The sequence below is a fragment of the Steroidobacter gossypii genome (assembly GCF_016801985.1).
Lineage (GTDB): Bacteria > Pseudomonadota > Gammaproteobacteria > Steroidobacterales > Steroidobacteraceae > Steroidobacter > Steroidobacter gossypii.
The window spans coordinates 335,403-357,632 of the sequence record NZ_JAEVLS010000004.1 but is presented as its reverse complement, the minus strand read 5'-3'; the positions used below and the strand labels follow the sequence as shown (position 1 = coordinate 357,632).

The window sequence follows — 22,230 nt, the reverse complement described above, 5'->3', positions numbered from 1 at the left end:
AATACTGTCGGGATGATCGAGCACATTCGGCACAAACTCCGGCAGCTTTACCTGTTCCTGAAGGAAGCCAACCAGCTGCGGTTTCCTCCGGTTCGGAACGTGAGCCAACATCCCCGGATGATCCGCCTGGCGGATGCGCCGGATCATCCCTGCGTACAGATTCATCTGCCGGGCGCCGACCATGGAGCGCAGGTTGCGGACGATTGTTTGCTGCGAATCGCGCGCCCGGTATCGACACCGTGTCCGCCGCCGCCGTTCAATGTCAGCAACTGGCTGTTGCCGGATTGGGACGATCCCACCAAGGCGGCGTATTTCTCGGCCACTCGCAATGTCGCGGCGGCGGACAGCCCCCCGCTGAACATCCGTTTCGACGATGACGAGCAGCGCCTGGCTGATTTCGAGGCCTGGGTCGCGCAGCGCGAGGAATGGGCGGTCACGGAGCTGGCGGCACGCAAGGCGCTGGGCTTCTTCGAACTGTTTTACGAGATTCATTCAGCCATCGAGCGCGACGGCGAGCTGCTCGAGCTGGTCGCTGCTGACGGTCGGCTCAACTGGCGCGCGGTGTCCTCGATCGAAGGCAGCGTTCCCATCGATCATCCGGTGATGCTCAAGCGCGTGGAGCTGCGGTTCGACGCCAGCGCGGCGGAATTCAGCATTCACGAGACCGACCGGCCCACCGAGCTGTACAGCGCACTGTTCGTGGATTTACAGAACACGGCGGCGGCGTCACTGCGCAACCGGACTGCGGAGCTGGAAAACGCCGGCCTGCATCCGTGGGGCGGCGATGAAACGGAGACTTATCTCAAAACGCTGGTGCAGACGTTGTCGCCGACCAGTGGACGTTTGTTCAAGGAGCGCGTTTCCGACGAACCGTCCGACGCGCCTCGCATGTGGCGCGATCCGATGCTGATCCTTCGCAAGCGTGTCGGTGGCATCGCCAATGCGGTCGACGCCATCATCGACGACATCGATCAGCGCAAAGCGTTCGCGCCGGCGATGGTGCAGATCACGGGCACGTCCATCGACCAGGCGCCTGGGCCGCAGCCGCCGCAGAAAACCCTGTCGGATGAGACTGCCACCCACGCGGTGCTCAGCGCACCGATCGATGACGACGATGTATTGCTCGGCAAGGAAGCGAACCAGGAACAGATTCAGATCATCAAGCGCCTGAGTCACAGCGGCTCGGTGCTGGTGCAGGGCCCGCCCGGCACTGGCAAGACGCACACCATCGCCAACCTGATCGGTCACCAGCTCGCGCAGGGCAAGTCGATCCTGGTCACGGCGCAGACGGCAAAGGCGTTGCGCGTCCTGCGCGACAAAGTGCCCGAGGTACTGCGTCCGTTGTGTGTGGCCGTTCTGGGCAGCGATCAGGATGCGCGCCGGCAGTTGGAAACATCCATTGGCTCGATCACTGAGCGATTGACGACCGAGACCAGCGCGTCGCTGGCGGCGCGAGCGACCCGGCTCGGCGAACGACGCCGCGAGTTGCTCAACGAGTTGAAAGTCCTGCAGCGAGATCTGCGCGAGGCGCTTGAAAACGAATATCGCGAGATCACGGTCGATGAGCGTCGCTTTTCACCGTCCGACGCGGCGAAGTATGTGAAGGCGCATGGAGCGCAGCACGCCTGGATCCCGGGCCCAGTCAAGCTGGCGGCATCGCTGCCGCTCGATTCGCACGAGCTGGGACGACTGTATGCTTTGGGCGCCGCATTCACGGCGGAAGAGGAACAGGACGCGCGCCGTCCGCTGCCCAACCTGGATGAGCTGCCCTCCGAGCGCGAGTTCGAATCGATGGCGTCGGAACATCTGCGGCTCGCAGCGGCGGACTTGTCGGCTGGTACCCATCGCTGGATGAAGACGGGCAGCAGCGCAGCGATTCAAGCGCTGGCCGCCACTCTCGCTGAAGAATTCTCGGAATTGAGACGCCGCCAGGCGTGGCGCCCGTACGCCATCGTCGCCGGCATCAACGGCGGCACGCAACGCGAAGTCTGGGAACAACTGATTCAGGGCATCGAAGAGGCGGCGGAAGCGAACGCTCAATGCGCGTTGTTACGCCACCATCGACCGCAGTTGTCCAAGTCGATGCCTGCAGAAACGCAGCGACGCATCGCGCAGGAGATCGTGCAGCACCTGGAAGCGGGGCGAGGCCTGGGCTTCGTCACCATGGCCACGCGTTCGGAGTGGCGGCAGTTCGTGAAAGAGGCGTCGGTCGTGAACGGCGAGCCGTCGCGTCTCGATCATTTCCATGTGCTGGCGATGGTGGCCGACCTGGAAGTGCGGCGGCTGGAGATCGAAGACTCCTGGAACGCGCTCATCGGCCGGCACATCGATTCGCTGTTTCGCTCGATGGGGTCGGAGCCGGAGCTTGCGTGCCGTGCGCTCACGGACGAGATTCGTCATTGCCTCGATTGGCACGAGCATACGTGGGGCACGCTCGCCGAGCAGCTGCGCAGCGAAGGGTTGCGATTGGACGAACTGGTCGCTCAGATTCCCCGCGAGCCGAGTCCGCTGGCCGAGTATCAAACGGTCGAGCGTCTGTCCTCGGAGGTGTTGCCCCCGTTGCTGGCAGCCGAATCGGATCGCCGCAAGCATCGTGAGATCAACGAGTGGTTCGATCAGCTCGCCACGCGCGTTGGCGAGATCGATCCTCAAACAGTCGGTGTTGGCTGCAGCTCACGACTGCTGGCCGCGGTCGAAGCTCGCGATGCGGCTGCGTATCGGAGTGCGCGCGAGTACGCGCAGCGACTGCTGACCGTGAAGCCACTGACGCTCGAGCGAGACGAACTGTTGGCTCGGCTGCGAGAGATCGCGCCTCGTTGGGCGGATCGCCTGCAGGATCGCAAGGCGCCGCATGACAAGGGCCATCCGCCGGGCGATCTGGAGCTGGCGTGGATCTACCGTCAGCTGCAAGACGCGCTGGTGCAGATGGATCGCCTCGACGCGCAGACGCTTCAATACGAGGCGGACCGCACGCGCGATCGCCTGCGTCCAGTGACGCAGGAGCTGATCGACGCCACCGCCTGGGGTCAGCAGTTGGCGCGCTTGCAAGGAAACAACGCCATCCGGCAGGCCTTGATCGGCTGGCTGGATACGGCCAAGCGTCTGATGTCGACCCGTCACCTCGAGCGCCGGCAGACACTGCTCACCGAAGCGCGCAAGCTGATGAAACATTCGGTCGAAGCGGTGCCGGTGTGGATCATGCCGATCTCCATGGTCGCCGAAACGTTCGATCCGCGCGCCACGCGCTTCGACCTGGTGATCGTCGACGAGGCCAGCCAGGCGGATCTCAATGCGCTCATTCCGCTGTACATGGCGCGGCAGGTGGTCATCGTCGGCGACCACGAGCAGGTCACGCCGCTGGGTGTGGGCAAGGAGCAGACGGCGCTCGAGAATCTACGCAAGTCGATGTTGCATGATTTCCCGAACGCGCATCTGTTCGACGCCATGTCTTCCATCTACGACATCGGACGGCAGGCGTTCGGCGATGCGGTGCGCCTGGTCGAACATTTCCGCTCGGTGCCGGAGATCATCGCTTTCAGCAATCGGCTGTCCTATGACGGAAAGATGCTGCCGTTGCGTGCGGCGAACTCGACGCACATCAAGCCGGCGTGCGTGGCGTATCCCGTGGAAGGCACGCGAGAAGGGGATGTGAATCCGCGTGAAGCCGAGGCGATCGTGTCGCTGATCAAGGCGATGACGCGCCATCCCGCTTACGAAGGCAAGACCATCGGCGTGATCTCCATGGTCAAGGAGGAGCAGGCGCTGCTGATCCAGTCGCTGCTCCACAAGCGGATCGACAGTGTGGAACTGGAAAAGCGACGTATCCTCGCCGGCATTTCGGCCGAGTTCCAGGGCGACGAGCGCGACATCATCCTGTTGTCGCTCGTGGATAGCGCGCCGGAGGACGCGACGTTACGCACCGTGCGAGAAGGTGCGTACGAGTTGACCAAGAAACGTTACAACGTTGCTGCGAGCCGCGCGCGAGATCAGCTGTGGGTGGTGTATTCGTTCGACGCAGATCACGATCTGAAGACCGATGACCTGCGCTTCCAGCTGCTTCAGCACGCGCAACAGCCGAATCTCGCTGCGCCCCGCGCCGAGCGCGATCGCCTCGAGCCGGAGTCGCCGCTCGAGCGCGAGGTGGCAAAGCGTCTCGCCGCGGCCGGCTTTCGCGTGAAGCAGCAGATGAGCATCGGCCACTACCGCATCGACATGGTGATCGAGAGCGGCGATAAACGCCTCGCCGTGGAATGTGACGGCGACCGCTATCGCACCCCCGAGAGTCTGAGCGAGGACATCGCACGACAAGCCGTTCTCGAGCGCCTGGGCTGGGAGTTCGTGCGCATTCGCGGCAGTGCCTTCTATCGAGACCAGGACGCAGCTTTGCGTCGTGTGTTCGATCGCCTGGAAGAACTCGGCATGGCGCCGGATCCGGAAGACATCAATATCGCGCCGGTGGAAGAGCCGGTGTCCGCGAAGTCGCTGGTCGAGGAGCTCCAGGAAATGATGGGCAGGCCGGTGGTGGCAGCGACGCTACCGCCGCCCGTGACTGAAGAAGAAGGCGCCGTGACCAAAGCCGAGGTCAAGAAGGCGACCAGGCCGCGCAGACGCTCCAGTTGATGGGCGTGTCACCGCGCGGCCTGGAATTCACTTGGGAAGCCGCTCGATCGCAGCCTTCAGCAGCGCCACCATCTCCTCGGGCGAATGGTGGGAAGGTTTGGATCCCGGCGGCGGCTTGACGTTCGAGATCACGACCAGTCTGTCGCCCGACAGGACGGCGGCGGTGGTCCCATTGTAATAAGCGGCATCTCCCACGCCGGCCAGATCGATGGATTTGTTGCCCATCGTCAGCAGGCGCTTGGTGCGTTCGAAACGCGGCGCGGCCTGCGACTCGATCACGTTGATGCGCAGGCTGCGCTTGGGGTTGGCTACCTCCGTATAACTGCACAACGCCGAACCGTCGACCGCTTCGCTCTGCTGACCTGCATTGAACGCCCGACCCATCTTGGTCTGCAGCTCCGCGGGACTCAGCAGACAGGCATTTGCCAATCCCACTGCGGGCAATCCCAATGCCAGCAACGCGACAGCGGGCCGTAACGACTCGATCACCTTCATCGGTAACACTCCCTGACTGGTTGTCGATCTTCAGTGGCTGAGCGCCGAGCACGAAGAATATAGCCTACTCGTCACGTCGGCAGTGGACGGAGGTACACGTCGCGGCTGTGCAGACCGCGGCGCTGACGCCGCCTGGCTCGCCTGACGAAGGACTTTGCTTGGAAGGAAGGTGCAGGCGTGCGGCGACTGGCGCGTCTGTCCGGGTTTACCGCGGGTGCCGCGTGCTGCTTGTTACCGTCGCCATTGAGATCGCTGACCGTCCGATATCTGTTCCAGCAATCGGGCGAACTCATCATCGGCGGGCGGTGGCGGCATGCAGCTGATGCTCTCCAGGAGTTCGCGCAGACGGGCCGACGCGCCGGTGTGAGGATCCAACCCCGCAAGCTCCAGCACCTGGTCGATGCGTTGCTCGAAATCGAGTGACGGCATATCTGCGGCCCTGTGTATGCGCGCCCGCCGTGCATGACACCGGCGCGCCCTAAGATGTCAATGCGCCGCAGTACAGATAAGTTTCAAACTTTCGCCGGGCGATGACGGGCGCAAAATCGCTAAGCTTGGATGGATGATTCGGACGCGTTTCGGTCACTACACAGGTCATGGAAACTATCGCCATCTACGCCGGACTGTTTCTGTCCGCGTTTTTCTCCGCCACGCTGCTGCCGTTGCAGTCCGAAACGGTGCTGGTCGCGCTGCTGCTGACCGATCGGTCGCCTTGGCCGGTGATCGTCATCGCGAGCGTCGGCAACGTCGCCGGCGCGGTGGTCAATTGGCTGATCGGTCGCGGTATCGAGCAGCTCCGCGATCGACGTTGGTTTCCATTGAGTGCGGCCAGCCTGCAGCGCTCGCAGGCCTGGTATCTACGCTACGGGAAGTGGTCTTTGTTACTGAGCTGGATGCCGGTGATCGGCGATCCCATCACGGTGGTCGCAGGCGTGCTGCGTGAACCGCTGCCGATGTTTCTGGTGCTGGTGAGCATCGCCAAGATCGGCCGCTACCTGGTGTTGGCGGGCTTGACGCTCGGTTGGACGTGAACGCTCGACAGCATGTGTTCTTCGACGCGGTGCGCGCTGGGACGTGCGTCTCATATCTGCATACAGCACTTCGCGATCGCCGACCTTTGTCACTGGTCTGACCGGCAGCGAGCTGACGAGTGCACGGAACGCTGTAATCACCGAGTAATACGCCGGTTCGCCGGTGCCGGAACTGGTCGACATATTACAAACCAAATCGTTGACATGAAGATGAATTGGTTCATTCTTGACGCGCCGCGGCGACCGGGGAGGTCGTCGTCGGGCGTACGGAATACCACCCAGCGGCGAATCAACACGAACAACGTCTGGCATGCACGGCGCACTCAGCAAACTTCTGCAGCCCATTTCCGCAGAGAATCCCTGCGGAGCCGATCTCGAAGACACGCAGCTGCTGGCCTCGTTCGACGCTTATCGTCTGTTCGGCCAGTCGGCGCCGCTGAGTGAAGAAACGGATTGGCGCGAGATCCGCGATCGCGCGCTGGAAGCCATCGAGACCAGCAAGGATTTTCGGCTGCTGGCGCACGTATCGAGCGCATTGCTCCGAGCCGAGGGTCTCGCGGGTTTCGTCGACACGCTGAAAGTTGCATCCCACTGGCTCGAAACCTGGCCGGCCGAAGTGTTTCCTCGCGTCGACGAGGACGCGATTCTGCGACGTAACGCACTGAACGGTTTCGCCGACCGCATGGCGATCGTCGACGGTCTGCGGCGTGCGCCATTGCTCGTGCATCGACAGCTCGGGCCGCTGTCGATTCGAGACATCGAGATCGCCACCAACCAGATCGCGCCGGTGGAAGGCGAAGCGGCTTCGATCGACGCCACTCAACTCGTGGCGCATCTGAGCACCACCGAAGTCGAAGAACTCAACGCGCTGAGCGCACAGCTCAACGACGCGATCCAGAGCCTCACATCCATCGAAGACGCGATGCGTTCCGCAGGCGGCGTGCAAGCAGCGCCCGACTTCGGAAACCTCACCAGCCCGCTGAAGCGCACGCTGAAGCTTGTCACCGAGCACTTGAGCACGCGCGCACCGGCATCGATCGCCGCCAGCGAAGCGCAGTCCGAAGATGCGTCGGCGGGTGGAGTGGCGAGCGGCACGGTCGGTGTCGCCGTGGGCGGCATTCGCAGCCGCGAAGATGCCACGCGCGCGCTCGACGCGGTTGCGGACTTCTTCCGCACCAACGAACCCTCGAGTCCGGTTCCGCTGCTCATCGAGCGCGCCAAGCGACTGGTGGGCAAAGATTTTCTCGCCATGCTCGAGGAGCTCGCGCCAGACGCCCTGGATCAGGCCAAAGCGGCCAGCGGCGTGCGAGACAACACAGACTAAGCGCCGCTTTGGATCGAGCCGGCAACTATCAGCAGCCATACGGGAGATGAGTCGTGGCCAAGCCCAGCAGTCAGAAATTCATCGCGCGCAACCGCGCGCCACGCGTGCAGATCGAATACGACGTCGAAGTCTACGGCGCACAGAAAAAGGTGCAGATCCCGTTCGTCATGGGCGTCATGGCGGATCTGTCGGGCGACGCCAAGGAGCCGCTGCCGGGCGTGGATGAGCGCAAGTTCGTCAATTTCGACGTCGACAACTTCGACGAGCGCATGAAGTCGATGAAGCCGCGCGTCGCGGTCAGCGTGCCGAACACGCTCACCGGCGAGGGCAATCTGCAGGTCGATATCACTTTCGAGAGCATGGACGACTTCTCGCCGGCCGCGGTCGCGCGCAAGGTCGACTCGCTCAACAAGCTGCTCGAAGCACGTTCGCAGCTGTCCAACCTGATCACCTACATGGACGGCAAGGCGGGCGCCGAGGAGCTGATCGCCAAGGCGTTGAACGATCCGGCCCTGCTGAAGTCGCTGGTCGAGCAGGCCAAGCCGGCCGACCAGGCCTGAGCGCCGTCGAACCACCCGGGTCTGGAACAAAATTTCGTGAAGGAAACGAGTCATGGCTGAAGCCCAACAGGCCGCACAGGCCGCAGTCGCCGCCGATGCGAACGAGTTCGCCTCGCTGCTGCAGAAACAATTCAAACCCAAGACCGATGGCGCGCGCGTCGAAGTCGAGCGCGCGGTGCGCACGCTCGCCGAGCAGGCGCTGCGTGAGACGGCCGTCATCTCCGACGACGTGGTCGGCACCATCAAGGCCATCATCGCCGAGATCGACCAGAAGCTCACCGAGCAGATCAACGTGATTCTGCACAACGAGCGTTTCCAGCAGGTCGAGAGCGCCTGGCGCGGTCTGCACTATCTCGTCAGCAACACCGAGACCGACGAGCAGCTGAAGATCCGCGTCATGAACATCTCCAAGAAGGAGCTGGGCAAGAATCTCAAGAAGTACAAGGGCGCGGCCTGGGATCAAAGCCCGATGTTCAAGAAGTTGTACGAGCAGGAATACGGCCAGCTGGGCGGCGAGCCCTACGGCTGCCTGGTCGGCGACTATCACTTCGACCACACCCCGGGCGATGTGGAACTGCTTGGCCAGATGGCGCAGATCGCCGCTGCCGCGCATGCGCCCTTTATCGCTGGCGCGAGCCCCACGCTGATGGGCATGGATTCGTGGCAGGAGCTCGCCAACCCGCGCGATCTCGCCAAGATCTTCGCCGCTCCGGATTACGCCGCCTGGCGCTCGCTGCGCGAGTCCGACGACGCCAAGTATCTGGGCCTGGCCATGCCGCGCTTCCTGGCGCGTCTGCCGTACGGCGCCAAGAGCAGCCCGGTCGAAGAGTTCAACTTCGAAGAAGAAACCGGCGCCGGAGATCACAGCCGCTACACCTGGGCCAACGCGGCCTACGCCATGGCGGTCAACATCAACCGTTCGTTCAAGAACTACGGCTGGTGCTCTTCGATCCGCGGTGTCGAATCGGGCGGCGCGGTCGAAGGCCTGCCGGTGCACACCTTCCCGAGCGACGACGGCGGCGTGGACATGAAGTGCCCCACCGAGATCGCCATCAGCGATCGTCGCGAGGCGGAGCTGGCGAACTGCGGCTTCATGCCGCTGATCCATCGCAAGAACACCGATACCGCGGCCTTCATCGGCGCGCAGTCGCTGCAGAAGCCGGCCGAATTCGCCGATCCGGATGCGACCGCGAACGCGCGCATTTCGGCTCGCCTGCCTTATCTGTTCGCGAGCTGCCGTTTCGCGCACTTCCTCAAGTGCATGGTTCGCGACAAGGTCGGTTCCTTCAAGGAGCGCGCCGACATGGAGCGGTTCCTGTCCGACTGGATCATGGGCTACGTGCTGGGCAATCCCGAGAACGCGGGCGAGACCATGAAGGCGCAGAAGCCGCTGGCCGGCGCCGAGGTGAAGGTCGAGGAGATCGAGGGCAACCCCGGCTACTACTCGGCTCGATTCCATCTGCGACCGCACTACCAGCTCGAAGGCGTGAGCGTGACCTTGAGCCTGGTGTCGCGGCTGCCTTCGCAGAAGCAGGGATAAGCGGCTCAACCGTTGAGGGGCGTCGAGCGCACCTGGGGCGTAGCGGCGCGGGCAATAACTAGCAACTAGCAACCGATAAGGATCGAATCATGGCAGTGGATATGTTTCTCGAGCTGGAAGGCGTCAAGGGCGAGTCGGTCGACAAGGTCCACAAGGACAAGATCGACATCCTGGCGTGGTCCTGGGGTCTGTCCAACAGCGGCACGCTCCACCACGGCAGCGGCGGCGGCAGCGGCAAGGCGGCGTTCCAGGACATCTCTATCACCAAGTTCATCGACGCCGCCACGCCGAACCTGATGCTGTTCTGCGCGAACGGCAAGCACTTCGGCAAGGGCAAGATCATCGTGCGCAAGGCCGGTGAGAATCCGCTCGAGTATCTGGTCATCGAGATGACCAAGGTGATGGTGTCGTCGTATTCGACCGGCGGCAGCGGCGGCGAAGATCGTCTCACCGAGAACATCACCCTGAACTTCGCGCAGGTGAAGGTCGAGTACGTCACCCAGAACGAAAAGGGCGGCAAGGGTACGCCGCAGGCGTTCGGCTGGAACATCGCCGAAAACGTCAAGGTGTAATCGACTCGCCGACTGGCGGACGCGTCACGCTGCGCAGCTCTCGCAACAGGCGAGGCAGCGCAGCGGGCGCGTGGTTCCCATGCGGCGCCCTGGTAACGAAGGGCGCTGCCGATTCCGGGTGATACATGAGCAAAGCCGAAGAGCTGTTCGGGGCGGGCGATCTCGCCGGAAGCATCCAAGAGTTACAGAATGAAGTCCGGCGCCAGCCCGCCGACAGCAAACTGCGCGTGTTTCTGGCGCAATTGTTGATGCTGACCGGCGATTGGGAACGCGCGCTCAATCAACTTTCGGTCGCCGCCGATCTGGATGCCGGCGCGTTGCCGATGAAGCATGCCTACAGCGCCGCGATTCAATGCGAACGCATCCGCGCCGACGTGTTCGCGGGGAAACGTTCTCCGCTGGTGTTCGGTGAGCCGCTGCCCTGGATCGCATCTTTTCTTCAAGCTCTCGCACTGGATGCAGAAGGCAAGGCCGCTGAAGCCGCGGCGGTGCGTAGCGCCGCGCTGGAGTTGGCAACGCCGACGCCGGGCAAGATCAACGAATCGCCCTGCGAATGGATCGCCGATGCCGACTCGCGCCTCGGCCCGATTCTGGAAGTCTTGTTGAACGGCGCGTACTACTGGGTGCCGTTCGAACGAATTCAAAGCGTCTCCATCGAAGCGCCGTCGGATGCGCGCGATCTCGTGTGGGTTCCGGCGCATCTCACCTGGACCAATGGCGGCGAGACCATGGGCCTGCTGCCAGTGCGTTATCCAGGTTCCGAGCGCAGCGAAGACGCTGCGATCCGCATGTCGCGCAAAACCGAGTGGCGAGCACTCCACGACGAACACTACGCGGGTCTCGGTCAGCGCGTGCTGACCAGCGACGCCGAAGAGCTCGGCCTGCTCGAGATTCGCGAGATCGTGCTCGGCGCGGCGAGCGAAGCCGGGGCGGACTGACGGGCTGAATCACTCCGATGGAACTCAGCCTTCGCGAACGTCTGCAACCTGCGCTGTTCGATCGTCTGATCGACGACGAGCGGCTGCTGGCCTTGTATGAAGTGTCTGTCGCGTTCGCCGAGTTGCAACGCCTCGGTCTCACCGAGCGCGACCTGATCGCGATTCTCGAAGGGCAGGGCCTGCAATTCGGCGGCCGCAGCGAGTCGGTCGGCGATGACTCGGCAAAGATCTCTTTGCGGTTCACGTCGGGTGCCGGGCGCACCACGCCCTCGCAATTGAAAGCGCTGACCGTCAAACCGCCGGGCGCGCCGCAAGGCATCGCGCTACAGGCCTTCTGCGAATTCGCGGTCAGCAACGTACTGAACACCACGCCGGAGTCGGCCGAGCAACGCGCGGTTGCGGTTCGCAAGTTGCGCGAATATGTGTGTCGCGATCTGGCCTCGCTGCTCAACTGCGGCAGTCTCGATGCTTCCATCGATCTCACGGATTATCCGCACGTACAGCGTTCCGTTGTGAACTATGGCATGCCGTCGCTGGCCGGGCGCATGGCTCGCTCGGTCGAAGCGGAGCGGATCAGCAGCAAGATCGAAACGGCCATCGCGAACTTCGAGCCGCGCCTGTCGCGTGTACGCGTCACGCCCGAGCTGGGCGATGACGGCTCCGAAACCCATGTGCTCGCGTTTCGCATCGAGGCGCAGCTGTGGGGGCAACCCGCTCCCCAGCATCTGGTCTTGCGCACGAGCATCGACGTCGATTCTGGCGATGTGAGCATCGCCGATTCCGGTGTGAGATAGCGCCGATGGATCCACGTCTACTCGACTACTACAACCGCGAGCTGCAATTCGTGCGCGAGATGGGCGCCGAATTTGCGCAGGCCTATCCCCGCATCGCTGCGCGTCTAGGCGTCGACGGTGTGGAGTGCGCCGATCCGTATGTCGAGCGGCTGCTCGAAGGCTTTGCTTTCCTCGCAGCGCGCGTGCAGCTGAAGCTCGATGCGCGCCATCCCGATTTCACCCAGCACTTGCTGGAGATGGTGTATCCACACTATCTGCAGCCAACGCCCTCGTGCACGGTCGTTGAGCTCGCGCCGGATCTCAAAGAGAGCGCGCTGGTGGGCGGGCATGTCGTGAAACGCGGCACGAGCCTGCGCAGTCCGCTGGTCAAAGGCGACCGCATCTCGTGTGAATTCCGCACGGCGCACGATGTGACGCTGTGGCCGTTGATCGTCACTGAAGCGAAGTATCTTTCCGGGTCCGGCGCTCTGGCATCGCAAGGCGTCGCCACCGACGGGCGTGCGCGCGCCGCCATCCGCCTGCGTTTGAAGACGGCGCCTGGGGTCAAATGGAAACAGTTGCCGCTCGATTCGCTCACATTCCATGTGAAAGCGACGGCCGATCTGGCTCACCGCGTGGTCGAGCAGATCGCGGCCGATTGCATGGGCATGTACGTGCGCTCGTCACGCGCGCATGGCCAGAGCGCGTCCGTGCACTTCCGGCCGGCGTCGAGCGTGCGCCAGGTCGGGCTCGACGATCACGAGGCGCTGTTGCCCGTCACTCGCCAGGGCTTCCAGGGCTATCGCCTGCTGCAGGAATATTTCGCGTTCGCCGAGCGCTTCCTGTTTTTCTCGGTCAACGATCTGCGCGAGGCAGTGCAGACCTGCGAAGGGGACGAGCTCGAGATTTATCTCGCCATGGAGCGCGCGCACGTCGGGTTGGAGAATGCGCTCGACGCATCGCATTTCCGCATGTTCTGCACGCCGGCCATCAATCTGTTCCCGCGCGCACTCGATCGCGTGCACGTCACCAGCCGCGAGACCGAATATCACCTGGTGCCAGATCGCAACCGGCCGATGGATTTCGAAGTGCACAGCGTGCAGCAGATGGAGGGCATCGGCGCCGGCGGCGAATCGATCACGCAGATCCGCCCGTTTTATTCGGTGGGTCACGGCGGCGATGCTTACGACTCGTCGTACTACACGATGCAGCGGCGACCACGTCTGTTGTCCGCCAAACAGCAGCAGAGCGGGGCGCGATCCGCTTACGTCGGCAGCGAATGTTTCGTGTCCATCGTGGACGCGGCCCAGGGCCAGCGGACCGGGCAGATTCGCCAGCTCGACGTACAGGCGCTGTGCACGAATCGAGATCTGCCGATCCAGCTCGCGACCGGCACGGCGCGCACCGACTTCTCGGTTGAAGGCGGCGCGCCGGTGGAAGCCGTCCGCTGCATCGCTGGCCCCAGCTATCCGCGGCAGTCGCCCGGGATGGGCGCGACAGCATGGAAGCTGATCAGTCATCTGTCGCTGAACTATCTGTCGCTGATCGAGCGCACACCGGAGTCAGGCGCGGAGATGCTTCGTGACATGCTCGCGCTGTATGCAGATTCGAACGACGTGACAGCGCTCAGACAAGTCGATGGCGTGCGCACGGTCGGTTACAACACCGTGGTGAGGCGTGCGCCGGTTGAAGGTCCGATCAGCTACGCGCGCGGACTAGAGATCACAGTCACGTTGGACGATGCCGCCTTCGAAGGCGTGGGCATCGTCACGCTCGGCAGCGTGCTGGATCGTTTTTTTGCACGCTATGTTTCCTTGAATTCGTTCACGCAGACGCGACTCGCGTCGGTCGCGCGCGGTGTCATCAAGACCTGGCCGGTGAGGGTGGGATGCCGCCGCTCGATCTGAACAACCAGGCGCTGGCGCAGCTGCAGGCTCAGCCGCACGGCTACACCCTGTTCGCGGCGTTGCGGCTGCTCGAGCAGGTCTATGCGGACAGGCCTCGGTTGGGCGAAGCGCGCAAGGCCGCGGATGATTCGGTGCGGCTCGGGCAGGCGCCGCATCTGTCGTTCGCGCCCTGCGACGTGGCGCAACTCGTGAACGCCGAAGATGGCGCCGTGCGGCTGGAGCAATTCGCTTTCGGACTGTTCGGACCCAACGGTGCTTTGCCATTGCATTTGACCGAGCTCGCTTACGAGCGCCGCCGGCACAAGGAAGATGCGACCGTCGTCGACTTCCTCAATCTGTTTCAGCATCGACTGATCTCGCTGTTCTATCGCGCGTGGGCGGAGTCGGAGCCCGCGGTCAGCCTCGACCGGCCCGACAGCGATCGATTTCGAACATATGTCGGCGCCCTGATCGGCATGGCGCCCGAGAGCGCGCGCGATGCGGATGCGGCGCCGGATTACGCCAAGTTGTCTCGTGCCGGCCTGTTCGCTTCACAGCCTCGCTCGGCCGAAGGTCTCGAAGCGGTGCTTGCCGATTATTTCGGCATCGAGGTGGAAGTGCGGCAGTTCGTCGGCTCCTGGCTCGAGATCCCCGACGACTTGCGATGTCGTCTCGGCGGCTCTGCGGCCGCCGCGCTCGGCAGCAATGCGACGTTGGGGGCGTCCACATGGCAGTGCCAGCACAAGTTCGAGATCGTGCTGGGGCCGCTGCCGCATGCGGCGTTCTCGAATTTCCTGCCCGGCGCGCCGGGCTTGAGGGAGTTGCATTCGCTGGTGCGCCAGTACACGAACGACGAATGGGAGTGGCAGGTGCGCCTGCTCCTGCGCGATGTGGAGATTCCCGGCGCGCGTCTCGACGGCGCGAGTCCGCTCGGTTGGACGAGCTGGCTCGGCGAGCGCCGCGCGCATGCAGCGGATGTGGTGATTCAGGAACAAGCGGCCGGCGCTCGGGAGCGAGCGTCGGGGCGCCATCAATAAATTGAAAAGTTTGGGAGCGAAGCATGGGTGACATCAGTCGGGTTGCGCTGTTCGGCAAGCTCAATCGCCTGGCCTACGAATCGGTCGAAGGCGCGACCGTGTTCTGCAAGCTGCGCGGCAATCCGTATGTCGAGCTGGTGCATTGGCTGCATCAGATCCTGCAACAGCAGGCGTCCGATCTGACCAGCATCGTGCGCGCCTTCGAGATCGACCCCAGCAAGCTGGCGAGCGATTTCACCAAGGCGCTGGATCGGCTGCCACGCGGCTCGACCGCCATTTCCGACCTGTCGGCGCACATCGAAGATGTCGCCGAGCGCGCCTGGGTGTGGTCCACGCTCAAGTTCGGCGACGGCCAGATCCGCACCGGTTATCTGCTGCTCGCGGCGCTCAAGACGCCCTCGCTCAAGAACGTGCTCACGAATATCTCCAAAGAATTCGACAAGGTGAAGCCCGATCAGCTCGCCGAAGACTTCGCGCAGATCGTTGCCAGCTCGCCTGAAGGCGCGCTCGGCGCGAGCGACGGTTCGCAGGTCTCGCGAGGCGAGCCGGGTGAAGCCAGCGGCGCTCTCGCCCCCGCACAGATGGGCAAGCAGGAAGCGCTGCAGAGATTCACGGTGGACCTCACCGAGCAGGCGCGCGCCGGCAAGATCGATCCAGTGGTCGGCCGCGACGACGAGATTCGCCAGATCGTCGACATCCTGATGCGTCGTCGTCAGAACAATCCCATCCTCACCGGCGAGGCTGGCGTCGGCAAGACCGCGGTCGTGGAAGGTTTCGCACGGCGAATCGTCGCGGGCGACGTGCCGCCGTCGTTGAAGGACATTTCACTGCGCGCGCTCGATGTCGGTTTGTTACAAGCCGGCGCCAGCATGAAAGGCGAGTTCGAACAGCGCCTGCGCCAGGTGATCGATGAGGTGCAGGCGTCGCCTAAGCCCATCGTCCTGTTCATCGACGAGGTGCACACACTAGTCGGCGCGGGCGGCGCCGCTGGCACGGGCGATGCGGCGAATCTGCTGAAGCCGGCGCTGGCGCGCGGCACGCTGCGAACCATCGGCGCGACGACGTGGGCCGAATATAAGAAATATATCGAAAAGGATCCGGCGCTGACCCGTCGCTTCCAGACGGTGAAGATCGAAGAGCCCGCCGAGGACAAGGCCGTGCTGATGATGCGCGGTATCGTCTCGACCATGGAGAAGCACCATCGCGTGCAGATCCTGGACGAGGCGCTGGAAGCGGCCGTGAAGCTCTCGCATCGTTACATTCCGGATCGTCAGCTGCCGGACAAGGCGGTGAGCCTGCTCGATACGTCGTGCGCGCGAGTTGGCGTCAGCCATCACGCGACGCCCGCGGAGGTGGAAGACAGCCAGCGTCGAATCGAAGCGCTGCAGACGGAGCTGGAAATCATCGCCCGCGAAGCTGCGATCGGTCTTGACACAAGCGCGCGTGAAAACAGCGCACGCGAAGCGCTCGAAAGCGAGAAAAAGCGGCTCGAAACATTGCAGTCGGCCTGGAGCAAGGAGAAGACGCTGGTCGATGAGATCCTCGCGTTGCGCGCCAAGCTGCGCGAGGCCACCGGCAAAGCGGATGCGCAGAATGCGAAGGGGTCCGACCAAGCGGCCGGCGCGGCTGCGATGACGCAAGAAGAACGAGCCGAGGCGATTGCGCGGCTGCAGACCTTGCAGGAGCAACTCGACGAAGTGCAGGGCGACCGCCCGTTGGTCCTGCCGAGCGTGGACGAGCAAGCGGTCGCCTCCGTGGTCGCGGACTGGACCGGCATTCCGGTCGGTCGCATGGTGAAGGACGAAATCGCCACTGTGCTGAAGCTGGCGCAAACGCTCGGCCAGCGCGTCATCGGTCAGGATCACGCGCTCGAGATGATCACCCGTCGCGTGCAGACCGCGCGCGCGGGCCTGGAAAATCCGAACAAGCCGCTCGGCGTGTTCATGCTGGCCGGCCCCTCCGGCGTCGGCAAGACCGAAACGGCGCTGACCCTGGCGGAAGCGTTGTACGGTGGCGAGCAGAATCTCATCACCATCAACATGAGTGAATTCCAGGAGGCGCATACCGTTTCGACGCTCAAGGGCGCCCCTCCGGGCTACGTCGGCTATGGCGAAGGCGGCGTGTTGACCGAAGCCGTGCGTCGCAAGCCGTACAGCGTGGTGTTGCTCGACGAAGTGGAAAAAGCGCACCCGGACGTGCACGAGATTTTCTTCCAGGTGTTCGACAAGGGCGTGATGGAAGATGGCGAAGGCCGGCTGATCGATTTCAAGAACACCCTGATCATCCTGACCACCAACGTGGGCACCGATCTGATCATGGGCATGTGCAAGGATCCGGAGTTGCTGCCCGAGCCTGAAGGCATCGCCAAGGCGCTGCGTGCGCCGCTGCTGAAGACCTTCCCGGCGGCGCTGCTCGGACGCATCGTGACCATCCCGTATTACCCGCTGAGCGATTCGATGCTCGGCCGGATCATTCGCCTGCAGCTCGATCGCGTGGTGTCCCGCGTGAAGGCACAACACGGCATCGCGCTGAGCTATGACGAAGCGGTGGTGAAGCTGATTGCCTCCCGTTGCACCGAGCCGGAAAGCGGTGGCCGCATGATCGACGCCATCCTGACGAACACGCTGCTCGCGCAAGTGAGCCGCCAGTTGCTCGAGCGCGTATCGCAGGCGCAGACCACGGCGCAGATCGACATCACAGTCGACGGCACCGAATTCAAATATTCGTTCGCTTGAGACCAGTCGCGCGCCCGGGAATCGAACAGTGAGCACTGCCGACCATTCACTGCTGATGCGAGCGATCGAAGCCCACAAGGGCGGGCGCTTCGCCGAAGCGGAAGCGGGCTATCGCCGCGTCCTGCGGCGACGTCCGAGCGATGCGGACGCGCTCAACTTCCTGGGCATGATGCGAGTCCAGACCGGCAACGTCGGCGAAGGTCTGGAGCTGTTGCGCCGTTCGGTCAAGAGCCAGCCCCGCAACCCGCACGCGTGGACCAATTTCGGCAACGCGCTGACGGCGAGCGGCGCGCTGGAAGAAGCTCACAAGGCATTCAGCACCGCGGCAGAGCTCGCGCCGACCATGGCCGAAGCGTGGTTCAACCGCGGCATCTGCGCCCGTCGTCTGAAGCGGGCGGAAGAGGCGCTGGAATGTTTCCAAAAAGCGGTGGAGTACGGTCCCGGCTACGCAGCGGCGTACGAAGCGCTGGCGCGACTGTTGTATCGGGCCGGCCGCCTGTCCGAGGCAGCCGATATCTATCGCAAGTGGATCGAATCCGATCCGGACAATCCGATTCCCAGGCACATGCTGGCCGCGAGCACGGGAGAGAACGTTCCAGAGCGCGCCGACGATGCCTATCTCACCGAGATGTTCGACGCGTTCGCCGATTCGTTCGATGAGAACCTGCAGGATCTCGGCTATCGCGCGCCTCAGCTGCTTGCATCCGCTGTGGCCGAGAAAGTGGGTGCTCGGACCGATCTGGACATCTTCGATGCGGGCTGCGGCACCGGTCTGTGCGGCCCATTGCTCGAGCCGATGGCCCGCAGGCTGATCGGCTTCGATATCTCGCCGGGCATGGTGGAGAAGGCGCGCGCCCGCCATATCTATGACGATCTCGTCGTCGAAGAGTTGTCGTCCTTCATGCGGGCGCGAGCGGAGTCCGCGGATGTGATCGTGTCCGCCGACACGCTCGTTTATTTCGGCGCGCTGGAAGAACCGATCGCGGCTGCGCATGTCTGCCTGCGCCCGGGCGGGCTGCTGGCTTTCACCCTCGAACGGCTCGAACCCGAAACGGGGGCCGAACCGTCGTACCGGATCGAACCCCACGGCCGCTACTGCCACCAGGAGTCCTACATCCGGACGGTGCTGACCAACGCCGGGTTCTGCTCGATCTCGATCACGGGCGACACGCTGCGCCGGGAAGGCAGCAGGCAAGTCGCAGGCCACGTGGTGCTCGCCGTCAAATGACAACCTCACCAGCAATGTCGACACATCCCTCGGAATGCCGACTCGCCCCTTGCAGTGGTGCGGGGTTTGGGGTACTTACGCCCGCAGCATACATAATCAAGGTCGGTACAGGTCATGGCCCGGGGCAGAGTCGTCGAGTTCGACTATTACCAGTTCGTGCAACTGCTGCGGCGGGCGACCGACGCCGGTCAGCGCATCGACAAGGGCGATCCGCGCTGGGCCGAGTATGTGAAGGCGAACGGCATCAACGAAGTCGCCGCCACCGCGATCGCGCGCCAGAAATTCGAAGGCGCGACGCCGGTGATCATTGCCGAGGGCAAGGACACCGATGGCTTGTATTTCCATTCCAAGAACGAAGAAGCCTGCTTGAGACTGGTGTTCGGCTGAGCGGCGCCCGGCCGCGCCGGATCGAATCGGGACAGCAGCGTTCGAACTGCGCCGGCGGCGGGCCGGCTTGTGTCCTTGCGGGCAGGGATTAGACGTCATGGCGGACTATCAACAGAACCGTTCCGTGAGCATTGCCGGGCCCGGCGACATGCAGGGGCTGATGCTCACGCGGCTGGTGGCCACCGAACAGATCAGCCGGCCGTTTCAGTTCGATCTCGAGTTATGCAGCATGGAAGGCGCGGCCAGCCGTGGCGAGGCCGATCCGGACGGCATTCTCGGCAAGCCCGTCTGCGTCACGTTGAAGACCGGGCCGGCGCACGAGCGATATTTCCACGGCGTCGTCACCGAGTTCGCCTACACCGGCTACAACGAGCGCCGTCACGAATATCGCGCCATCGTGCGCCCCGCTTTCTGGCTGCTTACGCGGCGCGCCGATTGCCGGGTGCTGCAAAACAAGTCGACGCCGGACATTTTCGCCGAAGTCTGTCGCCAGGCCGGGTTCAACGATCATCGACTGGAACTGAGTGCCCGCTACGAGCCCTGGGAATATCGGGTCCAGTATCGCGAAAGCGATTTCGATTTCCTGAGCCGGCTGCTGGAACACGAAGGCATCTATTACTACTTCGTGCATCTGAGCGACAAGCACGTCATGGTGCTGACCGACGACGTGGGCAAGCTCGGCACCACGAGCGGCTACGAAGAGGTGCCGTATTACCCGCCGGGTGGCCCGGGCGTGCATCGAGAGCGCGATCATTTGAGCTCGTGGCTCACGGCCAAGTCGTTTCAGCCCGCAGCCTTCGCGGCCCGTGAATACAACTTCGAGACACCGGCGTCGTTGGCCGGCGGCGTCTCGCCGGTCGCGCGCAGGACCGAGGACGCTTCGCGCTTCGAAATCTTCGACTATCCGGCAGGCGCCAACCAACTCACGGCAGCAGGTGTCGAGCGCGTAGCGAAGCTGCGCGCCGAGCAGATGCAAGCATCTCAGAGCGTGGTTCGTAGCGGCGGTGATGCGGCCGGCTTGGCCGCTGGCCACTTGTTCAAGCTCAAGGGCCATCCGCGCGCCGACATGAACAAGCAGTATCTGATCACTGCGACGTCGTGCGAGCTGGTTTCCGACGGCGCGCGCACCGGAGCATCCGCTGGCGGCGAGCCGCCACAGTTTTCGATCAGTCTTGAAGCGATCGACTCGCGCGAGCCGTTCCGGCCGGCGCGCATCACGTCGAAGCCGCTCATTCAAGGCACACAGACGGCGAAAGTCGTCGGCGTGTCGGGCGAGGAGATCACCACCGACAAGTATGGGCGCGTGAAAGTCCAGTTCCACTGGGACCGCGGCGGCACCTCCAATCAGGACAGCTCCTGCTGGGTGCGAGTGGCGCAGTCGTGGGCCGGCAAGAACTGGGGCATGCAGTTCGTGCCGCGCATCGGTCAGGAAGTGGTGGTTTCATTCCTGGAGGGCGACCCGGACCATCCGTTGATCATCGGCAGCGTCTACAACGCCGACCAGATGCCGCCCTACGAGCTGCCCGCCAACCAGACCCAGAGCGGCGTGAAGACTCGCAGCAGCAAGCAAGGCACCACCGAGAAATTCAACGAGATTCGCTTCGACGACAAGAAGGACGCCGAAGAGATCTATATCCACGCCGAAAAGAACATGAAAGTGGTGGTGGAGAACGATCAGACCATCACCGTCGGCCTGCAGAAGGGCGACAAGGGCGATCGCACCACCACCATCCAGAACGACGACAAGCTCACCGTCAACGGCAACGTCGAGACCACGATCAAGGGCACGCAGACGCACAAGGTCACCAAGGACCGCGTCACCACGCTGGAAGCCAACGATCAGGCCGACGTCAAGAACAAGTACACGCTCAAGGCCGGCGATCAGATCACGCTCGAGGTCGGTATGGCCAAGATCGTGATGAAGAGCGACGGCACCATCGAGATGAGCGGCGCGCAGATCAAGATCAAAGGCAACACCAAGGTCGAGATCGACGGCACGCAGACCGCGGTCTCCGGCCAGCAGGTCGACATCAAGGGCACCAAGACCGCCGTGCAGGGCACCGGCATGCTCGACCTGACCTCCAGTGGTGCCGCCTCGCTCAAGGGCACCATCACCAAGATCGGCTGACCGGCATGGGCAGCGATACCACTATGAAGGACAGCATGGTCGCAGCTTTCGATCCCGCAGCCGAGGCGCCCGCAACCAGCGTGGTACAACGATTCGCGCTCAGCGACGACGCGCGCGCGCTCCTCAAGTCCAAGCGCGACGCCAACGTGCGTCGCTTTCTCGATGAGCTCATGGGATCCGGCCTGCCCGCAGATGCGCTCTCGCTGGTCGCGCGCGTATTGCCGAAACGCTATGTAGTGGCGTGGGCCTGCGACTGCTTCAAAACAGCGCTCGCCGATGATCCTGAGGCCAGCGACGTCGATCGCGCTGGACTGGCGCTCGCTCAACAGTGGTTGGCGGAGCCTACCGAGGAGAATCGTCGAGCTGCGCTCGAGTTCGCGGAACGCGGCGAGTTCAGCACGCCCGGCGCCTGGATCGCCGCGAGCGCCGGTTGGACCGGCGGCAGTCTATTGCCGCGTGGTTACGATCCAGTCGTGCCGCCAGATCATCTGCCGGCGGAAGCTGCAATCGCAGCCTTGCGTCTCACCGCCGCGCGCGGCGCCGATTATGTAGCGGCAATCAACGTTTTCGTGACGCGTGCGATACAGATCTTCGGTCCTGCCGTTGCAAGATCCGGCTCAGGAGCTGGAGGAGGGACTGCATGAAACCCGCGGCGCGCGTGAGCGACATGCATACCTGCCCGATGCAGACGCCTGGCGTGCCGCCGATTCCACATGTGGGCGGCCCGGTGCTGCCGCCCGGCGCGCCGACCGTGCTGATCGGCGGACTGCCGGCGGCCACGCTCGGCAGCCAATGCGTGTGTGTCGGCCCGCCAGACGTGATCGTGATGGGGTCCGCGACTGTTTTGATTCAAAACAAGCCCGCTGCGCGCATGGGAGATTCGACGGCGCACGGCGGCACGATTGTGGCGGGGTGCCCCACCGTGCTGATCGGAGGCTAAGAAGAAATGATTCCCGGGAAGTCACAACAACAGGTT

General features: G+C 63.6%; 18 protein-coding genes. 16 read left to right on the top strand and 2 right to left on the bottom strand.

Going from position 1 to position 22,230, the window contains the following annotated elements; all coding sequences use genetic code 11:
• Nucleotides 1-12 precede the first annotated feature (12 nt).
• Nucleotides 13-4,620, top strand: a complete 4,608-nt coding sequence (locus JM946_RS18580) for an AAA domain-containing protein (RefSeq protein ID WP_218042978.1) — start codon at nucleotides 13-15, stop codon at nucleotides 4,618-4,620.
• Nucleotides 4,621-4,647: 27 nt separating this feature from the next.
• Here the strand turns inward: JM946_RS18580 and JM946_RS18575 are convergent, their stop codons facing one another.
• Complete coding sequence (locus tag JM946_RS18575; protein ID WP_203168852.1) at nucleotides 4,648-5,115, bottom strand: hypothetical protein; 468 nt, start codon at nucleotides 5,113-5,115, stop codon at nucleotides 4,648-4,650.
• A gap of 231 nt (nucleotides 5,116-5,346) precedes the next feature.
• Nucleotides 5,347-5,544, bottom strand: a complete 198-nt coding sequence (locus tag JM946_RS18570) for a hypothetical protein (RefSeq protein ID WP_203168851.1) — start codon at nucleotides 5,542-5,544, stop codon at nucleotides 5,347-5,349.
• A 167-nt stretch (nucleotides 5,545-5,711) separates the two neighbouring features.
• Between JM946_RS18570 and JM946_RS18565 the strand changes: the two genes are divergently transcribed.
• The 15 genes from JM946_RS18565 to JM946_RS18495 all read left to right on the top strand — a co-directional run bounded on the left by JM946_RS18565 (nucleotide 5,712) and on the right by JM946_RS18495 (nucleotide 22,194).
• Complete coding sequence (locus JM946_RS18565) at nucleotides 5,712-6,146, top strand: YqaA family protein (RefSeq protein ID WP_203168850.1); 435 nt, start codon at nucleotides 5,712-5,714, stop codon at nucleotides 6,144-6,146.
• A gap of 310 nt (nucleotides 6,147-6,456) precedes the next feature.
• The gene (gene tssA, locus JM946_RS18560) at nucleotides 6,457-7,470 is read left to right on the top strand and encodes a type VI secretion system protein TssA (RefSeq protein ID WP_203168849.1); all 1,014 of its coding nucleotides are present in this window, start codon (nucleotides 6,457-6,459) and stop codon (nucleotides 7,468-7,470) included.
• 53 nt (nucleotides 7,471-7,523) lie between these two features.
• Nucleotides 7,524-8,030: a type VI secretion system contractile sheath small subunit gene (tssB, locus tag JM946_RS18555; RefSeq protein WP_203168848.1), complete on the top strand. Its 507-nt coding sequence runs from the start codon at nucleotides 7,524-7,526 to the stop codon at nucleotides 8,028-8,030.
• Nucleotides 8,031-8,082: 52 nt separating this feature from the next.
• Complete coding sequence (gene tssC / locus JM946_RS18550) at nucleotides 8,083-9,570, top strand: type VI secretion system contractile sheath large subunit (RefSeq protein ID WP_203168847.1); 1,488 nt, start codon at nucleotides 8,083-8,085, stop codon at nucleotides 9,568-9,570.
• 89 nt (nucleotides 9,571-9,659) lie between these two features.
• A complete protein-coding gene (locus JM946_RS18545; protein WP_203168846.1) occupies nucleotides 9,660-10,142 on the top strand; it encodes an Hcp family type VI secretion system effector in 483 nt (160 codons plus the stop codon).
• A gap of 125 nt (nucleotides 10,143-10,267) precedes the next feature.
• Entirely contained in the window at nucleotides 10,268-11,080 is an 813-nt protein-coding gene (locus tag JM946_RS18540) for a type VI secretion system accessory protein TagJ (RefSeq protein WP_203168845.1), read from the top strand.
• A 17-nt stretch (nucleotides 11,081-11,097) separates the two neighbouring features.
• Entirely contained in the window at nucleotides 11,098-11,874 is a 777-nt protein-coding gene (tssE, locus tag JM946_RS18535) for a type VI secretion system baseplate subunit TssE (protein ID WP_203168844.1), read from the top strand.
• A 5-nt stretch (nucleotides 11,875-11,879) separates the two neighbouring features.
• Nucleotides 11,880-13,760 (top strand): type VI secretion system baseplate subunit TssF, encoded by a 1,881-nt coding sequence (tssF, locus tag JM946_RS18530; RefSeq protein ID WP_203168843.1) that lies wholly within the window; start codon nucleotides 11,880-11,882, stop codon nucleotides 13,758-13,760.
• Nucleotides 13,742-14,776 (top strand): type VI secretion system baseplate subunit TssG, encoded by a 1,035-nt coding sequence (tssG, locus tag JM946_RS18525; protein WP_203168842.1) that lies wholly within the window; start codon nucleotides 13,742-13,744, stop codon nucleotides 14,774-14,776. Before tssF ends, tssG begins: the two co-directional genes overlap by 19 nt.
• Nucleotides 14,777-14,799: 23 nt before the next feature.
• Nucleotides 14,800-17,511, top strand: coding sequence for a type VI secretion system ATPase TssH (tssH, locus tag JM946_RS18520; RefSeq protein WP_203168841.1), 2,712 nt, complete (start codon nucleotides 14,800-14,802; stop codon nucleotides 17,509-17,511).
• 28 nt (nucleotides 17,512-17,539) lie between these two features.
• A complete protein-coding gene (locus tag JM946_RS18515) occupies nucleotides 17,540-18,739 on the top strand; it encodes a tetratricopeptide repeat protein (protein ID WP_203168840.1) in 1,200 nt (399 codons plus the stop codon).
• A gap of 114 nt (nucleotides 18,740-18,853) precedes the next feature.
• Nucleotides 18,854-19,126, top strand: a complete 273-nt coding sequence (locus JM946_RS18510; RefSeq protein WP_203168839.1) for a hypothetical protein — start codon at nucleotides 18,854-18,856, stop codon at nucleotides 19,124-19,126.
• Nucleotides 19,127-19,223: 97 nt separating this feature from the next.
• Entirely contained in the window at nucleotides 19,224-21,254 is a 2,031-nt protein-coding gene (locus JM946_RS18505; protein WP_203168838.1) for a type VI secretion system Vgr family protein, read from the top strand.
• A 5-nt stretch (nucleotides 21,255-21,259) separates the two neighbouring features.
• Nucleotides 21,260-21,898, top strand: coding sequence for a DUF6931 family protein (locus JM946_RS18500; RefSeq protein ID WP_218042977.1), 639 nt, complete (start codon nucleotides 21,260-21,262; stop codon nucleotides 21,896-21,898).
• Nucleotides 21,895-22,194 (top strand): PAAR domain-containing protein, encoded by a 300-nt coding sequence (locus JM946_RS18495; protein ID WP_203168836.1) that lies wholly within the window; start codon nucleotides 21,895-21,897, stop codon nucleotides 22,192-22,194. The genes JM946_RS18500 and JM946_RS18495 overlap by 4 nt, the downstream gene beginning before the upstream one ends.
• Nucleotides 22,195-22,230 lie beyond the last annotated feature (36 nt).

What these genes read in the sequence shown, in the direction of transcription:
- JM946_RS18580 (WP_218042978.1), top strand. Translation starts at nt 13, where the DNA reads ATGATCGAGCACATTCGGCACAAACTCCGGCAGCTTTACCTGTTCCTG.
- JM946_RS18575 (WP_203168852.1), bottom strand. Translation starts at nt 5,115, where the DNA reads ATGAAGGTGATCGAGTCGTTACGGCCCGCTGTCGCGTTGCTGGCATTG.
- JM946_RS18570 (WP_203168851.1), bottom strand. Translation starts at nt 5,544, where the DNA reads ATGCCGTCACTCGATTTCGAGCAACGCATCGACCAGGTGCTGGAGCTT.
- JM946_RS18565 (WP_203168850.1), top strand. Translation starts at nt 5,712, where the DNA reads ATGGAAACTATCGCCATCTACGCCGGACTGTTTCTGTCCGCGTTTTTC.
- tssA (WP_203168849.1), top strand. Translation starts at nt 6,457, where the DNA reads ATGCACGGCGCACTCAGCAAACTTCTGCAGCCCATTTCCGCAGAGAAT.
- tssC (WP_203168847.1), top strand. Translation starts at nt 8,083, where the DNA reads ATGGCTGAAGCCCAACAGGCCGCACAGGCCGCAGTCGCCGCCGATGCG.
- JM946_RS18545 (WP_203168846.1), top strand. Translation starts at nt 9,660, where the DNA reads ATGGCAGTGGATATGTTTCTCGAGCTGGAAGGCGTCAAGGGCGAGTCG.
- JM946_RS18540 (WP_203168845.1), top strand. Translation starts at nt 10,268, where the DNA reads ATGAGCAAAGCCGAAGAGCTGTTCGGGGCGGGCGATCTCGCCGGAAGC.
- tssE (WP_203168844.1), top strand. Translation starts at nt 11,098, where the DNA reads ATGGAACTCAGCCTTCGCGAACGTCTGCAACCTGCGCTGTTCGATCGT.
- tssF (WP_203168843.1), top strand. Translation starts at nt 11,880, where the DNA reads ATGGATCCACGTCTACTCGACTACTACAACCGCGAGCTGCAATTCGTG.
- tssG (WP_203168842.1), top strand. Translation starts at nt 13,742, where the DNA reads ATGCCGCCGCTCGATCTGAACAACCAGGCGCTGGCGCAGCTGCAGGCT.
- tssH (WP_203168841.1), top strand. Translation starts at nt 14,800, where the DNA reads ATGGGTGACATCAGTCGGGTTGCGCTGTTCGGCAAGCTCAATCGCCTG.
- JM946_RS18510 (WP_203168839.1), top strand. Translation starts at nt 18,854, where the DNA reads ATGGCCCGGGGCAGAGTCGTCGAGTTCGACTATTACCAGTTCGTGCAA.
- JM946_RS18505 (WP_203168838.1), top strand. Translation starts at nt 19,224, where the DNA reads ATGGCGGACTATCAACAGAACCGTTCCGTGAGCATTGCCGGGCCCGGC.
- JM946_RS18500 (WP_218042977.1), top strand. Translation starts at nt 21,260, where the DNA reads ATGGGCAGCGATACCACTATGAAGGACAGCATGGTCGCAGCTTTCGAT.
- JM946_RS18495 (WP_203168836.1), top strand. Translation starts at nt 21,895, where the DNA reads ATGAAACCCGCGGCGCGCGTGAGCGACATGCATACCTGCCCGATGCAG.